At 40.5% G+C, this 15,518-nt stretch carries 15 protein-coding genes; 8 read left to right on the forward strand and 7 right to left on the reverse strand.

Annotated elements, in window-relative coordinates:
* Positions 1-215: 215 nt before the first annotated feature.
* Both UNSWCS_RS06695 and glnA read left to right on the forward strand, forming a co-directional pair.
* A complete protein-coding gene (locus UNSWCS_RS06695; RefSeq protein WP_021087937.1) occupies positions 216-995 on the forward strand; it encodes a histidinol-phosphatase in 780 nt (259 codons plus the stop codon).
* An 87-nt stretch (positions 996-1,082) separates the two neighbouring features.
* Complete coding sequence (gene glnA / locus UNSWCS_RS06700) at positions 1,083-2,513, forward strand: type I glutamate--ammonia ligase (RefSeq protein WP_021087910.1); 1,431 nt, start codon at positions 1,083-1,085, stop codon at positions 2,511-2,513.
* Positions 2,514-3,357: 844 nt separating this feature from the next.
* On the opposite strand, the gene UNSWCS_RS06705 is transcribed toward glnA, so the two are convergent.
* On the reverse strand, positions 3,358-5,019 hold the full coding sequence (locus UNSWCS_RS06705) for a DNA polymerase III subunit gamma/tau (protein ID WP_021087889.1): 1,662 nt from the start codon (positions 5,017-5,019) through the stop codon (positions 3,358-3,360).
* Between the two features lie 117 nt (positions 5,020-5,136).
* On the opposite strand from UNSWCS_RS06705, the gene UNSWCS_RS06710 reads away from it, so the two are divergent.
* Positions 5,137-5,745 carry a LysE/ArgO family amino acid transporter gene (locus tag UNSWCS_RS06710; RefSeq protein WP_235044395.1) on the forward strand — a complete coding sequence of 203 codons (609 nt, stop codon included), beginning with the start codon at positions 5,137-5,139 and terminating at the stop codon, positions 5,743-5,745.
* Here UNSWCS_RS06710 and ccoS read toward each other — a convergent pair.
* The 3 genes from ccoS to UNSWCS_RS06725 are packed head-to-tail and all read right to left on the reverse strand — an operon-like array spanning position 5,680 to position 8,944.
* Positions 5,680-5,949: a cbb3-type cytochrome oxidase assembly protein CcoS gene (ccoS, locus tag UNSWCS_RS06715; RefSeq protein WP_103558499.1), complete on the reverse strand. Its 270-nt coding sequence runs from the start codon at positions 5,947-5,949 to the stop codon at positions 5,680-5,682. The genes UNSWCS_RS06710 and ccoS overlap by 66 nt on opposite strands.
* The gene (locus UNSWCS_RS06720; protein WP_021087938.1) at positions 5,949-8,327 is read right to left on the reverse strand and encodes a heavy metal translocating P-type ATPase; all 2,379 of its coding nucleotides are present in this window, start codon (positions 8,325-8,327) and stop codon (positions 5,949-5,951) included. The genes ccoS and UNSWCS_RS06720 overlap by 1 nt, the downstream gene beginning before the upstream one ends.
* A complete protein-coding gene (locus UNSWCS_RS06725; protein WP_021087904.1) occupies positions 8,324-8,944 on the reverse strand; it encodes a transcriptional regulator in 621 nt (206 codons plus the stop codon). Before UNSWCS_RS06725 ends, UNSWCS_RS06720 begins: the two co-directional genes overlap by 4 nt.
* 150 nt (positions 8,945-9,094) lie before the next feature.
* Between UNSWCS_RS06725 and UNSWCS_RS06730 the strand changes: the two genes are divergently transcribed.
* From UNSWCS_RS06730 to UNSWCS_RS06745, 4 genes are all read left to right on the forward strand, one after another.
* A complete protein-coding gene (locus tag UNSWCS_RS06730) occupies positions 9,095-9,478 on the forward strand; it encodes a RidA family protein (protein ID WP_021087901.1) in 384 nt (127 codons plus the stop codon).
* A gap of 20 nt (positions 9,479-9,498) precedes the next feature.
* The gene (locus UNSWCS_RS06735; RefSeq protein ID WP_021087903.1) at positions 9,499-10,584 is read left to right on the forward strand and encodes a pyridoxal-phosphate dependent enzyme; all 1,086 of its coding nucleotides are present in this window, start codon (positions 9,499-9,501) and stop codon (positions 10,582-10,584) included.
* Positions 10,585-10,747: 163 nt separating this feature from the next.
* Positions 10,748-12,091: a transcription termination factor Rho gene (rho, locus tag UNSWCS_RS06740; RefSeq protein WP_021087945.1), complete on the forward strand. Its 1,344-nt coding sequence runs from the start codon at positions 10,748-10,750 to the stop codon at positions 12,089-12,091.
* Between the two features lie 157 nt (positions 12,092-12,248).
* A complete protein-coding gene (locus tag UNSWCS_RS06745) occupies positions 12,249-12,719 on the forward strand; it encodes a hypothetical protein (RefSeq protein ID WP_021087940.1) in 471 nt (156 codons plus the stop codon).
* Between the two features lie 58 nt (positions 12,720-12,777).
* On the opposite strand, the gene UNSWCS_RS06750 is transcribed toward UNSWCS_RS06745, so the two are convergent.
* Positions 12,778-12,990 carry a transcriptional regulator gene (locus tag UNSWCS_RS06750; RefSeq protein WP_002941953.1) on the reverse strand — a complete coding sequence of 71 codons (213 nt, stop codon included), beginning with the start codon at positions 12,988-12,990 and terminating at the stop codon, positions 12,778-12,780.
* A 160-nt stretch (positions 12,991-13,150) separates the two neighbouring features.
* Between UNSWCS_RS06750 and UNSWCS_RS06755 the strand changes: the two genes are divergently transcribed.
* The gene (locus UNSWCS_RS06755; RefSeq protein WP_021087918.1) at positions 13,151-13,753 is read left to right on the forward strand and encodes an outer membrane beta-barrel protein; all 603 of its coding nucleotides are present in this window, start codon (positions 13,151-13,153) and stop codon (positions 13,751-13,753) included.
* A 48-nt stretch (positions 13,754-13,801) separates the two neighbouring features.
* Here the strand turns inward: UNSWCS_RS06755 and UNSWCS_RS06760 are convergent, their stop codons facing one another.
* Both UNSWCS_RS06760 and nusA read right to left on the reverse strand, forming a co-directional pair.
* A complete protein-coding gene (locus UNSWCS_RS06760) occupies positions 13,802-14,281 on the reverse strand; it encodes a GNAT family N-acetyltransferase (RefSeq protein ID WP_021087887.1) in 480 nt (159 codons plus the stop codon).
* Positions 14,281-15,384, reverse strand: a complete 1,104-nt coding sequence (nusA, locus tag UNSWCS_RS06765; protein ID WP_021087893.1) for a transcription termination factor NusA — start codon at positions 15,382-15,384, stop codon at positions 14,281-14,283. Before nusA ends, UNSWCS_RS06760 begins: the two co-directional genes overlap by 1 nt.
* Positions 15,385-15,518 lie beyond the last annotated feature (134 nt).

Here is a 15,518-nt window from a genome sequence, read left to right on the forward strand (position 1 = left end):
CTTGGCTGGCATCTTTAGTATCACCTAAATCATCCTCTAATCCGCCCGCCATAAGCGCGTCAAGTTCCTCTTGGGTCATAAAAGCTCCTAATAAAATTTGCCTTGATTATATAGGATTTAAATAAAAAGAAAGTTTAAAAAGTATGCGTTTATCTTTAAATTTATCAAATTTTAGGTAGCATTTTTGAAAAATAAACGACTTTAAAAGGCTAAAAATGACCGTCGATCTTCACAACCACACACCTCTTTGCAACCACGCAGTTGGCGAACCACTAGAATTTGTGAGATGCGCCATAAAAGCTGGCACAAGATACTTTGGCTTTAGCGATCATGCGCCGATGAACTACGATGAAGCTTATAGGATGAAATTTGAGGAGATGCAAAGCTACGAAGACGAAATTTTACGTTTAAGAGATGAATTTAGCGGTGAGATAGAAATTTTACTTGGTTATGAGATGGACTTTTTAGATGGCTTTATGGACGAGCGAGTTTTTGCTAGAAAGGTTGATTATCTAATAGGCTCTGTGCATTTTTTTAACGGCTGGGCGTTTGACAACCCTGAATTTATCGGCGGCTACGAGGGCAAAGACTTGGATCAAATTTGGCAGGAGTATTTTGACCACATAGAAAGATCAGCTAGGCTTGGTAAATTTGACATCATGGGTCACATCGATCTTTTAAAACTCTTTAAATTTTTACCCAAAAAAGATGTCAGGATCCTAGCCAAAAACGCCATAAAAGCGATAAAAGAGGCAAATTTGGTAGTTGAGATAAACACAGCTGGCTTTAGAAAGCCTATCGGCGAGCAATATCCAAGCGTAAATTTACTTGAGCTAATCGCTGAAAATGACATCACTATCACCTTTGGCTCAGACGCTCATGCCAAAGAAGAGATCGGTAAAAACGGCGAAATTTGCGAGCAGATAGCTAGAAATTTGGGGTATTCAAAGTGTGCGATATTTAAAAATAGAGATAGAGAATTAGTAAAATTTTAGTTTGGGGTCAAATAAAATATAAAAATAATCTTAAATATAAAATTTTGTGATACAATACGAAAATTAAAAACCAGAAGGAGATAAAAAATGGGAAAATTTGTCCAAAACATCGATCATTTTTTTGATTTTTGCAAAGAAAATGAAGTTAAATTTGTAGATTTTAGATTTACCGATCTAAACGGCGCTTGGCACAGCATAAGCTACAACATAAAAGCTGTTACAAAAGAGAATTTCACAAACGGCATCCCAATGGACGCTAGCTCGATGAACGGCTGGCAGCCTATCGACAAGAGCGATATGATAATGAAGCCAGAAGCGACATCGGCGTTTTTGGACCCATTTACCTCTGACATCACAGTCGTTGTTTTTTGCGATATCTACGACATTTACAAAGGTCAAATTTATGAAAAATGCCCTCGCTCGATCGCAAAAAGAGCGATGCAATATGTAAAAGATAGCGGACTTGGCGATGAGGCATATTTTGGCCCTGAGAATGAATTTTTTGTATTTGACAACGTCAAAATCATCGACAGCCCAAACTACGCGATGTATCAAGTAGATAGCGAAGAAGGCGAGTGGAACGACGCTGCGGACTTCAAAGATAGCTACAACACAGGTCACCGCCCACGCAGAAAAGGCGGCTACTTGATGACTCAGCCAATCGACAGTATGGTCGATCTAAGAGCTGAAATGATGCAAGTTTTAGAGCAAGTTGGCCTTGAAGTATTTTTAGGACACCACGAAGTCGCACAAGGTCAAGGCGAGATCGGCGTGAAATTTGGCAACCTAGTCGAGGCTGCTGATAACGTTCAAATTTACAAATACGTCGTTCGCATGGTCGCTCACCTAAACGGCAAGACAGTTACATTTATGCCAAAACCGCTTTATGGCGACAACGGCAGCGGCATGCACGTGCATCAATCAGTCTGGAAAGATGGTAAAAATTTATTCTACAAAGAGGGCAACTACGCAAATTTAAGCGACTTTGCTAGGCACTACATCGGCGGCGTTTTAAAACACGCAAGAAGCGTTGCAGCCTTCACAAACCCTAGCACAAACAGCTACAAACGCCTAATCCCAGGCTTTGAAGCGCCATCTATCCTCACCTACTCGAGCCAAAACCGCTCAGCGAGCATCCGCATACCTTACGGAGCTGGCGAGAAGTCAGTTAGGGCTGAGATGAGATTTCCAGATAGCACAGCAAACCCTTATCTAGCCTTCTCAGCGATGCTAATGGCGGGTCTTGACGGCGTTAAAAACAAATACGAGCCAGTTGGTCCGATGGATGAAAATTTATTTAAACTTCACCTAGATGAGATCAGAGAACGCGGCATCGAGCAGCTACCACACACGCTTCGTGGCAGCCTTGAAGCGCTTATCCGCGATAACGAATACCTAAAACCGATAATGAGCGATCTTTTCATCGACACTTATCAACACATGAAATTTGAAACTCAGGTTTGGCCTTACGAAGCGCGCCCAACTGCTTATGAGTTTAAGACCTGCTTCTCTTGCTAAAACGCGATCTCCAAGCTCATTTTGGGCTTGGAGACTTTTTTAATCAAATTTAAAATATAAAATCCTGCGATTATTAAATTTAGAGCTAAATCCAATAAGCATTATCGCTTAGAAATTTTTTAAACACAACAGATAAATTTTTTAAAAATATAAAATCTATATAGTTAAATTTTGAGCTAAATTTGGCTTTACGCACAAGAATAAATTTTAAATTTAATAAGCCAAAACTCATGCAAATTTAGAAATTTAAGCTCATATCCAAAAAAGCCATACGAATAAATTTAAGACTTCAAGCTTTAAACATAAAAACAAGAATACCTATCAAAATTTTGGCTACTTTTGTTTAGAAATTTTGTCCAAAAGGACAAATTTAAAAATTAACAAGTCATAGCCATTGTAAATTTACTTTCATAGTTTGGGGATTTTACTTAGCAAAATGGTCATAACAGATAAATTTAGGCTTTAAATTTAAGTATCAAGTCTAAACGACAAGCTAAATTTTGACTAATTTTATTTAGAAATTTTGCTTTAGAAAGGTTAAATTTAATAAACCTAAACTAATACAAATTTTCAACCTTAAGTTTATATCCGAAATAGCTACAGCAGATAAATTTTGAACTAAATTTGATTTTGCAAACAAGGGGCAAATTTACCAGAATTTTAAATTTATCTGCCTCATTAAAAGCTCAAATTTAACAAGCCCTAGCTCTTTTAAATTTGCAATATAAATTTGAGATTTTATTTAGTCAGGATAGCAGCAGATAAATTTATTAAAAAGCTAAATTTGGCCACTTTTATTTAAAAATTTAGACCAAAAAGTCAAATTTACAAAAGAGCCAAATCCCTAGCTATTTTGCACTTCAGGCTGTCCAAAGAGCCTATTTGCCTCTTTTATCACGCCCTCTTCTCTTTGCTTTTTAAGCTCCTCTGGGCTTTTGCTCTGGCTTAGCGACATCAGCTCTTTTGCAAAGTCATTTTGCGGCTGAGATAGCGCATTTACCCTAGTTTCAGGCGCAGCAGGCTTGCTTACTGGCTCATCTTTTTGCTCATCTTGCTGCCTAGCCTTTATCTTAGCGATCTCATCGTCAAGGTAGCTATATTTGTCCTGTGGTTCTTGTGGCGGAGTTTGCAGCTCAGGCTTTGGGGCAGGAGCTTGGGTTTTAGCATTTACAATCTTTATTTTTCTACCAAAAATTGTATGTAAAATTTCATGCATTACGCCCCAGCTTTTTTTGAAAAATGCCAGCTCATCGCCAGTTGCATTGACGACTAGGCCAAGCTCATTTTCATTTAAAAAGCTAAAACTTATGTGATTTTTAAAAATTTCTCCAAGCTCGAAGCTTCTATCATAAATTTTTGCCACAAACTGCTCATACGGTGTCTTTGGCGCCTCTTTTACGGCTAAAATTTGCTCACTCACACCAGCTTTTGGCTCGATCACAGCCACCCTAGGTTCGCTCTTAGCAAGCTTTATGGCTTCATCGATATCTTGCAGATTTAGCGCCTCTATCATCATAAAAAGCATAAGCATGAGCACAAAGCCATTGTCGCTTGATACGCTTAGCATCGACTTTGCCTGCGCCAAAATCCTAAAAAATCTCTCATATATAAGAAGCGAAAATTTTGGATCATTGTCTAAAAATCTCTGCTTTAAATTTGCCAAAATTTCATCTATGATCATCTCTGGCTCATAGGTCTCAAGCTCAGTTACAAGCACTCTAATAGCGTTTTTATCGGCATTTGCGACGTGTTCGATGATCTGCTCGATCCTACTTGGATCAAGAAGTCCAAGCATCTCCGCCACGCTTGATTTTGTGATATTGCCAGCGCCATAAATGATAGCTTGATCAAGTAGTGTTAGCGTATCTCTTAGCGAGCCGCCGCCGCTTCTAGCTAGTATCTCAAGCGCCTCCCTCTCGTAGCTCACGCCCTCTTTACTAAGGATAAATTCAAGATGTTTTACGATCTCATACCTGCTTATTTGCTTAAATCTAAAATGCTGCGTCCTTGAAAGCACCGTCGTCGGAAGCTTAAGCGGGTCGGTCGTTGCAAGGATAAATTTAACATAGCTTGGCGGCTCTTCGAGCGTTTTAAGAAGGGCATTAAACGCCTCTTTTGTTAGCATGTGCACTTCGTCGATGATGAAAATTTTATATCTAGCAGCCGTAGGAGCGTATTTTGTCTGCTCGATGAGCTCCCTTATATCGTCGATCTTTCTGTGGCTGGCTGCGTCCATCTCGATGATGTCCATATGGCGCGACTCGTTTGCCATCACGCACTGCGCGCAGACCTCGCAAGGCCTAGAAGTTGGCCCTTTCTCGCAGACCAAAGCCTTTGCAAATATCCTAGCGCTCGATGTCTTGCCGCTTCCCCTAAGGCCTGAAAACAAATAGGCATGGCTCACTCTATTTTCGTCAAGTGCATGGGTTAGGCTCTTGCTTACGGCTTCTTGTCCGATGAGCTCGTCAAAATTTTTTGGTCGATATTTTAGGGCTAGTGCTTGCAACTGCTTTCCTTTTTGCAATTTTAATTTGCTGATTTTATAAAAAAAGGCATAAATTTATGGTTATGATAAAGTTAAATTTTGCTAAATTTAAGCCAAAATTTAGCGGAAAGGATAAATTTGCAAGCATTTATATCTGGATTTTTCACCTCTTTATCGCTCATTTTAGCCATTGGCGCGCAAAACGCATTTGTCCTAAAACAGGGCATCAAAAGAGAAAATATCTTTATCATCTGCCTTATTTGCGCCATTAGCGATGCTCTCTTGATCTTTGCAGGAGTTTTTGGGCTTGGTAGCCTCGTGCAAAATTTCTCCGTCATCAAGCAAATCGCCCTATATGGTGGCTTTTTATTTTTACTTTTTTACGCGCTAAAGAGCTTTCACACGTGCTTTTTTAAGGACCTTAGTATGGATACGAGCAGCGATTATGCCAGATCAAATTTAAAGAAAAATATCCTTTTAACGCTCGCTTTTACCTGGCTAAATCCTCACGTCTATCTTGACACCATGATCCTAATAGGCTCGGTTTCTACTAAATTTAAAGATGAAAATTTGATATTTGGCGTGGGAGCTAGTCTTGCCTCGTTTTGTTTTTTCTTTACACTTGGCTATCTGGCTAGGTTTTTAGCGCCCATTTTTGCAAGACCCATCTCTTGGAAAGTTTTAGAGTTTTTTGTCGGCCTCATCATGCTCGCCCTTGCTTTCATGCTCATTTTTGCTAGCTTCTAGCCTCTTTTTTAGAGCCTCTTTTTTACGAAGTTCGAGCTGGTAGGCTTCATTTAGCGCGTCTTCGCCATCTAAATTTGCTCCGTCTAAAAATTTGCGGTAGTCTTCAAACTGCCTATTTTTTATCCCCCAAAGCACGCCAAAAAGCAGGGCTGCCCCCATCAAAACCGAGATAAAAACAAGCATCGCAAGAGTCGTTGTATCCACTATTTGTCCTTAAATTTTCTAACTATAAAAAGCGAGTTTAGTATGACGCTTAGCGAGCTTGCCGACATGAAAAGCGCAGCAAAGAGCGGCATGACGTAGCCACACACCGCAAATGGCAGGCTAAGGGCGTTATAAAGCAGGCAAAAGAGTAAATTTTGCTTTATCGTTTTATAAGTAAATTTTGAAATTTTCACCGCTTTTGCAAGGCTTTGCAAGCTATCATCAAGTAGCACCACGTCGCTTTTTTCTAAGCTCACCGCAGCGCCACTTCCCATGCAAATAGCCACGTGAGCAAGGCTAAGCGCGGCTGCGTCGTTTATGCCGTCCCCCACCATCAGCACCTTTTTGCCCTGCTGCTTAAGACCAGCTATAAATTTAGCCTTTTCATCAGGCAGCATCCCTGCTCCAAACTCGCTCACACCAAGCTCATCTGCCACGTTTTTTACCACATTTTGCACGTCGCCACTTAGGATACATACCTTCATGCCAGCACTCTTTAGCTCGTCCATCAAAGCCTTTGCCTCAGGCTTTACGCTATCTTTTAGGTAAAATTTAGCCACCAGCTCGCCCTGCTTGCCCACAAAAAAGCTCACATTTTCTTCGCACTCATCAAATTTCACCCCATTTTCAGCCAAAAAGCGCCTACTTCCAGCCACAAAACGCTCACCCATAATATCAGCGCTAACTCCCTTTGCCACGCTTAAATTTGCATTTTCAAGCTCAACTTTTTTTGCGCCTTTTTGCTTTAAAAACTCGGCCACCGCCACACTTATTTGGTGGTTTGAGATGAGGCAAAGCGAGTAAATTTTATCGGTACCAACGCCCTCTTTTATAAAAAACTCGCCAACTTCAAATTTAGCCTTTGTAAGCGTCCCAGTCTTGTCAAATACCGCTACATCGCACTTTGCAAGGCTTTCAAAAAATTTAGCCTCCTTAAAAAGCACCTTGTTTTTAAAGGCAACCCCAAGGGCGCAAACGCTGCTAACTGGCGTGGCAAGGGCAAGCGCACAAGGGCAAGCGATCACGATGACGCTCACGGCTGTCACTACCGCTTCTGAAAAGCCAAATTTAAAATACCAAAACCAAAATGTAAAAAACGCTAGAGCAAGCACGCTAAGAGAGAATTTCGAGGCGATTTTATTGACCGCTAGCTCGATATTTGGCTTTTTTAGCTCTGCGTTTTGGAGTAAATTTATAAGCTTATTAAGGTATGAGTTTTTAAAAATTTGCCTTGCCTCATAGACGATCTGCCCGTTTAGACAGACGACGCCGCTTTTTACCTCGCCGCCAGAGCTTAGCAAAAGTGGCAAGCTTTCGCCTGTTAAGCTTGAGCTATCGATACTTGCCTCGCCGCTAAGCACCACCCCATCAAGCAGCGCCCTCTCACCAGCTCTTAGCACGATCTTTTCGCCTAAATTTACATCCTTTGGCTCTTTTAAAACGTCCTTGCCATCCTCTAAAACACACACTTTTGCAAGCAGCATGTCGCTTAAGAAATTTGAGGTCTCAAGCGCCTTTTTCTTGCCTAAAATTTCTAAAAATTTACCGATAAAAACAAAGGTTATGATCATCGCGACCGAGTCAAAATAGCTCTCGCCGCTTCTTGAGAGCATCGCAAAAATAGAATAAATATATGTTATGCTAGCCCCCGTGATAACGAGCAGATCCATATTTGGTGAGGCGTTTTTAATGGCGATCTTCGCCCCCTTGAAAAACTCGCTGCCAGTGTAGAAAAGCACAGGCGTTGCCAGCACGAACTGTGCGAAGCTTAGCAGATCCTTCACGTCGCTTCTGATACCGCTAAAGTAGCCGCCATACTGCGCGATCGCCAGCCACATGATATTCATCGTAGCAAAGATGCCAACAAGCGCTTTTGCGTAGAAATTTCGCCTTTTTTTGACTAGCTCGTCCTCTTTTTGGCTCGCTGCGTAGGCCTTTGGAGTGTAGCCAACGGCGTAAATTTTCTCGATTATTTGCTCCACCAAAAGCTCTTGCTCATCGTAAACGATGACCGCCTTTTGGCTAAGCGAGTTGATATTTACCTCCAAGATGCCAGGCAGGCTAAAAAGCGCCTTTTCAAGCAGCCAGATGCACGCAGAGCAGGTTATGCCGTCAATGAGAAGCGAAATTTTAGAAAACTCGCCCTCTTTTGTCACTAGCTCGCTAAAATTTGCCGCTAAATTTTTGACATTTGCACCGCTACTTGCAGGATTTAGCGTGTTTTTGCCAAGTCGTTCATAAAACTCGCCAAGGCCACTTTCATTTAAAATTTCATAGACGCCTTTGCAGCCAACGCAGCAAAACTTAAGCCCGCTTTTAGTCTCTATCATCGCACTTTCATCAAAGCTTTGCTTGCAATGAGCGCACCTACACTTCACGGGCGCTTCTTTTTAAGCTGGTCTAGATAGCCGTATATCGTGATCTTTGAGACGTTTAGCTTGGCTGCCACGACCTCGATAGCGCCTTTTATGTTAAAAATGCCCTTTTCGTTCATAAAGCCCACGAGCTCTAGCTTTTGCTCCTTTTTGAGCTTTTTGCCCTCATTTTTGGCGATGATCTTGTCGATCAAATTTAAGACGATCTGCATCACATCGTCGTTTTGCTCGCTTTTTGGCTCATTTTCACTAGTTTTTAAGAAATTCCCAGCCACTTCAAAAAGGCTCTTTGCCACGCTCGCATCAACATTTACGCATATCGCTCCGATGATCTCGCCGTGCTCGTCTCTGATAAATGCAGTTGATGACTTCACCAGCTTTTCATCCTTTGCAAAAAAGTAGTTTGCCACGTAGTCGTCTTTGAAATTTTTGCTATTTAAGACCTCGCTTACAAGGTGGTCAAAGCTTTGTCCGACCTTTCTGCCAGTGACGTCGCCAGCTACGTAGACGACTGAGCGCTGTGGGTGAGAGAGATCGTGCAGGACGACTTCGCAGGCAAATGGCGAGCTTTTTTGTATGAGATTTGCCGTTGGGATAAATGCCTTTAATATAGGATGCATAAGGCGCCTTTTGTTTTTTTACCGAGTAGTTTATCTAAAATATTTTTAAAACTTAGATAAGTAAAATATAATTTTTTATTAAAAATTATAAAATTTAAGCAAAAATAATAATTTTTTATCTATAATTCTTTAAATTTTTAAGGAGAAAATATGAAAATTTACGAAACCGAAATTTCAAAAAAGAAAAAGGCTCACTACTCTTTGGCAACCGAGCACAACGGCATCCTCTATATCTCAGGACAGCTTAGTATGGACCCAGAGACTAGGCAGATCCCAGAAGGGCTAAAAGCGCAAACAAGGCAGGCTTTAAAAAACCTTGATAACGTGCTAAAGCTGGCAAATGCGACAAGAAACGACATCTTGATGTGCCGCATCTATACACCAGATATCGACTTTTGGGACGAGATAGATGATGAATATGCGCTATTTTTTGGCGAGCATAAGCCAGCTCGCGTCGTAGTGCCAACAAACAAACTTCACTTTGGCTGCCTGCTAGAGATCGAAGCCACAGCGATACTCGATAGAAAACTTTAAAAAGCTTTAAAGGAGCAAAAATGCCTAAATTTATCTGTTCAAAGTGCGGCAAGAGCGTTAGTTTTGAGACGCCTATATTTGCGTGCGAGTGCGGTGGGCTATATGATCTGGAGTTTAAACCTGCCAAATTTGATCTAAATTTGATCGATCAGCGCGAGTTTAGCCTTTTTAGATACCGCAAATTTTTCCCTATCAAAAACGAGCTTTGGCGCGATATCAGCCTTGGCGAAGGGCTAACAAAGAGCGTGAAATTTAATGACTCGCTCTATCTTAAAATGGACTATGCGATGCCAACGCTCTCTTTTAAAGATAGGGGTGCGGTGATGCTTATTTGGTTTTGTAAAACTCATGGCATTAAAAAGATCTTGCAAGATAGCAGCGGAAACGCTGGAAACTCGGTCGCTGCATACGCTGCTAGAGCTGGCATAGAGTGTGAAATTTACGTCCCGAAAGGCACAAGCGAGAAAAAGATAAAGATGCTTGAGTACTACGGCGCAAAGGCGGTTGTCTTTGACGGCACGCGCGACGAGACGGCAGATGCTTGCAGAAAAAGGGCAAAAGATGAGGGCATATTTTACGCAAACCACGTATTTAACCCGCTTTTTTACCAAGGCACTAAAACATATATATATGAAATTTACGAGCAGCTTGGCTTTATCCCTGAAAATCTCTTTTTGCCAGTTGGCAACGGCACCTTGCTAATTGGCTGTGAAATCGCGCTAAACGAGCTATTTGAGGCTGGAGCGATCAAAAAACTACCTAAAATTTTCATCGTTCAAAGTGAAAAGTGTGCGCCATTTTTAGGGGCAGCAAACGAGCCACGTGCGATCAAGCCAGAGCCAACTTTGGCTGAGGGCATAGCTATCGCAAAACCTGCTCGTGGCGCTGAGATATTAGCTAGCAGTTACACAGGAGAACGCGAGGTGATCACGATAAAAGAAGAGGATATTGAGCCAGCTAGAAATTTCCTAGCAAGCCGCGGCTTTTACGTCGAGCACACCACAGCAGCGATCTACACTGCCTACGCAAGCTACGTAAAATCACACAAGATAGAGGGCAAAAGCATCATCTCGATGTGCGGTGCTGGACTGAAGAGCGAACACTGATTTAAATTTGCAGGTCATTTTGCCTGCAAATTTGCCTACTTTAGCGACTTTGGTTGTGGCATTTCTTGACAACAAAGTTTTATTTTTATAAAATGCCAAAACTTTCAAAAAACTTTTGAAGCCCAGAATTCTGCAATCTTATCCCCGCATTTAAAGAGGAAAAATGGAAAACAATAACCAAACCGAGCAAAGTGCTACTCAAAGCGCAAAAACTACAAAAAAACATCAAGCATCAAGAACTCACGTACCAGTCGACGGACACAAGATCGAAGAGCTAAGAACGCTTAGCTTAGATGAACTAGTGCAGATTGCAAATGGCGTTGGCGTCGAAAATCCACGCGAATTTCGCAGGCAGGATTTGATATTTGAGATACTAAAAACCCAGACAAAACAAGGCGGCTTTATACTATTTACTGGAATTTTAGAGATCACAAACGAGGGCTACGGCTTTTTAAGGGCTGTTGATGCAAATTTAAGCGACAGCTCAAACGACGCTTATGTTTCAAACTCTCAAATCCGCAAATTTGCACTTCGTGTGGGCGACATCATCACCGGCCAAGTAAGAGAGCCAAAAGACCAAGAAAAATACTACGCTCTTTTAAAGATCGAAGCGGTAAATTATATGCCTCTAGCAGATGCAAAAGAGAGGCCACTCTTTGACAACCTAACCCCACTCTTTCCAACTGAAAAGCTAAATTTAGAGTATGATCCGATGAAGCTAACGGGCCGTGTGCTTGACCTTTTCACGCCTATTGGCAAGGGTCAGCGTGGCCTCATCGTCGCACCTCCAAGAAGTGGTAAAACAGAGCTTATGAAAGAGCTAGCTCACGGCATCGCCAAAAACCACCCAGAAGCCCAGCTAATGGTGCTTCTAGTCGATGAAAGACCAGAAGAGGTTACCGATATGCAGCGCTGCGTAAAAGGTGAGGTATTTAGCTCGACATTTGACCTGCCAGCGCTTAACCACGTCCGCGTAGCAGAGCTAGTCATCGAAAAAGCAAAACGTCTAGTTGAAATGGGCAAAGACGTCATCATCTTGCTTGATAGCATAACCCGTCTAGCACGCGCCTACAACACAGTGACCCCACCAAGTGGCAAGGTGCTAACAGGCGGCGTGGATGCAAACGCACTTCACAAGCCAAAACGCTTCTTTGGCGCAGCTAGAAACATCGAGCACGGCGGCTCACTAACCATCATCGCAACCGCACTAATCGACACTGGCTCACGTATGGACGAAGTGATATTTGAAGAGTTTAAAGGCACTGGAAACAGTGAGATCGTGCTTGACCGCAACATCTCAGACCGCAGAATTTACCCAGCCATCAACGTGCTAAAATCAGGCACCAGAAAAGAAGAGCTACTTCAAAAGCCTGATGAGCTTCAAAAAATTTGGGCTATCCGCTCTGCGATCGCGACAATGGACGATGTCGAAGCACTTAAATTCTTATACGCAAAAATGCTAAAAACAAAAGACAATAAAGAGCTTCTCTCTATCCTAAATGAGTAAATTTAACTGAGCTTGAAGCCGCCCTTGCTTTGAGCTCAAATTTCTTTTTTTACATCAAATTTATCAACAAATATTTCATAAATTTATTAATTTATTTTTTTCAGTTTTATTTTTTTTTGTAAAATCCAAATTTCTAACTTCTACAAAAAGGAAAAATATGAAAACAAAAGTCGTTCTTTCAGGTATTACAGCAATGCTTGCTCTTGCTCTAACTGGATGTGGTGAGCCAACAACTTTGGCTGAAATTTGTAAAGCTGATATGGGAAGTATCAAGCACTTTAAAGGCGAAGTAAAAGTTTATAAAAGGGTAAATTACGACCTAGAATACAATAGCGACACAAATAAAAAAGAATTAAAAGAAGATGGCATTAAAGGCTATCTTATAGTTGATAAAGATACAAAAGTTGATCTAGAAAAATTTAACGTAAAAGCTTTTGCTTTTAGTATGCCAAAAGGTAGCATACCCGAAAATACACCACATATGTATATCTTAAAAAGATATGATGACATAGGCGAAGGTAATAAAACAGAAGTTTTAGCGACCCTAGAAACTTTAAATCCAAGATGTAATGTAGATGGTAGCCTAGAGCTTAAACAAAAAGATACAAAAATAATTGCAATAAAATAACAAAAGGTGGGCTGACCACCTTTTAAAAACTTATATCATCTCACTTTAAATTTATACGTCACTTACTAAATTTTTCTATGTCTTGATTGATTAAATTTTCATATTCGCAAAGCTCGTTGCAAGTCTTCTTGCTCTGCTCGATAAGCTCGTCAAATTTAAATCCAAGCATCACGATACGATAAAGGTTGGGCTTGTGTTTTCGCCAGTTGTAAAGCGTTGCGACATCAACGTCTAAATGATAAGCCATATCACGTTTTGTCATCTTAGCCACTTTACACTCCTTCTTTTTGAGTGATTTTATAAATTTTATTCTGATAAGAAAACAATTGAATTATTTTATTTTTTTTATTAATTTCATTGAATATTTAAACTTTATTTAATATAAGAAAACCTAAAATAGTCGCGTAACATTTTTTAAATAAGGAGTAAAAATGAAAAATGTAGTTTTAAAAGTTGCTTTAGGTTTAAGCCTAGCTAGTGCCGCTGCTTTAGCACAAGGAGCCTTTGTAGGAGTTGAAGGAGACTACTCTTTTGGATCAAAATTAAAAGTAAAAAGAGGTGATGGATCAAAAGATAGCATTAAAAAAGCACAACCAGGTCTTGGTCTAAAAGCTGGCTATGACTTTGATGTGGCTAGAGTTTATGGTGCTTACATATATGACTTTCAAGCCAAAAAGTCACTTGGTGACGAAGATGGCACAGTAGTAAAATGGAATACACATAAATTTATAGTTGGAGCTGACTACACTCCAAGCGTAGCAAAAGATCTTAAACTAATTCTTGGTGGCTACACTGGTTTTTCAAAACTTAAATTGGATGTATTTGACACACATGATGGCTCTGAAAAAGGCAACGCAACTGGCTGGATACTAGGTGCAAGATTTGGTGCTGAGTACTCTATAAATGAAAATAATGCAGTTGAGTTTGGTCTAAAAGCTGATAGAACCGACTACGGCAAGATCAGTAAATTTAATTTAGTTGATATTAAAGAGACAAATGTCGGTCTTTATATGGGATATACATATAAATTTTAATCACTCACAAGCTCAAATTTCAAAGCAAATTTGAGCTTTTACTAGAAACTATAAATTTACCAGTTTTTCTAAATTTTCGCCGTCTAAGCGGTAGGTTCTCCACTCAAGAGATTGATTATTAGCGCCCATGCTTTCATAAAATTTGATGCTTGGCTCGTTCCAGTTTAGGCAGCACCACTCAAGCCTTTTTAAATTTTCATCCTTGCAAATTTGAGCTAGAAATTTAAAAAACGCCTTGCCGATGCCTTGATTTCTAAACTCTTTTTTGACGTAGATGTCCTCAAGGTACATCCCGCCAAGCCCCAAAAATGTAGAAAATGTGTAAAAGTAGATAGCATATCCTATCGCCCTGCCCTCGCTTTCGCAGATAAGGGCTTTTGCGTGATTTTTATTAAAGATGGAGTCTGCAAAAATTTCATTTGTAAAAGTGACTTGATCACTCATCTTTTCATAGCTTGCAAGCTCTCTTACAAGCTCACAGATCACGTCTATATCGCCCTCAGTCGCTTTTCTTATTTCAAATTTCATTAGTTATCACCAAAAAGTGCTTTTAGATCTTTAACCATTTCGCCATTTTCGCCACTGCTGCTAGTTTTTGAGCCAAGCTCGTTTAGCTCGATCTCATAGCCAGTTAGCATGCTTGCAAGGCGGATATTTATGCCATTTTTGCCGATCGCCTTGCTCTTTTGCTCGCTCGCAAGTGTCACGATCGCCTTGTTTTCTTCGATCTTTACAGATGTGATGATAGCAGGTGCCATAGCGCGAGCTACCAAGATCGCTGGCTCGGTGGTGTATTCGATCGCATCGATGCTCTCACCATGAAGCTCTTTGCTTACGGCATTTATCCTAACGCCCTTTGTGCCAACGGTTGCGCCGACTGGATCGATGTTTGGAGTGGTTGAGATGAGTGCTACTTTTGCCCTTTCGCCAGGGATCCTTGCACTTCCTTGGATGATGATGCCGCCATCTTTTATCTCAGGCACTTCTGAAGTTAGCAGTGCTTCAAGAAATTTAGGCGAAGTTCTTGAAAGCTCGACCTTTATGCCTAAATTTTTATCTGTAAAAACCTTTCTAATGACCGCTTTTACCACATCGCCTACTTTAAATTTCTCGCCTTTTATGCGGTTTTTACGTGGCAAGATGGCACGAAGCTCGTCTATCTCGATAAAAGTGTTTTCATCATTATCGACTCTAACAACTGGTCCAAAGACCATGTGACCGCTCATTTCATTATATTTTTGTAAAATTTTCTCTTCTACTAGGCGCTGGATGTGATACTCAAGCTCCTTATGAAGCGTTTGAGCTGCGGTTCTACCAAGGTTATCAAGGCTTAGTTCGTAAGTGAGTTCATCGCCGATCTCTACGCCACTATCTATCTTTTTAGCCTCTTTTAAGCTTAAAAAGTGCTCATTGTCTTCAGCAAGCCTCTCATCGTCGTTTGCTACGATTGAATTTTTTTGATAAAGCTTTAAATTTTTATTAGCATCGATGCTTACGTCATACTCATAATTTTCTCCATAAACCCTTTTTGCAGTGTTTATCAAGGCTCTTATGACGCGCTCTTTTACATCTTCTATCTCTAAATTTTTCTCATTTGCAATTGACTCGATGATATCTGAAATTCTTTCCATTTTTTCTCCATTGTGACGATAAATTTCGGGGATTTTTCGTGAAGTTTTGAAATTATACATAAGCCATACTTTTAATAACATTAAGCTTGTTATTAACTTTTATTTAATCCTTTTTTTATGATGATTTGGGTATA

It is taken from the genome of Campylobacter concisus UNSWCS (assembly GCF_000466685.1).
Classification (GTDB): domain Bacteria; phylum Campylobacterota; class Campylobacteria; order Campylobacterales; family Campylobacteraceae; genus Campylobacter_A; species Campylobacter_A concisus_A.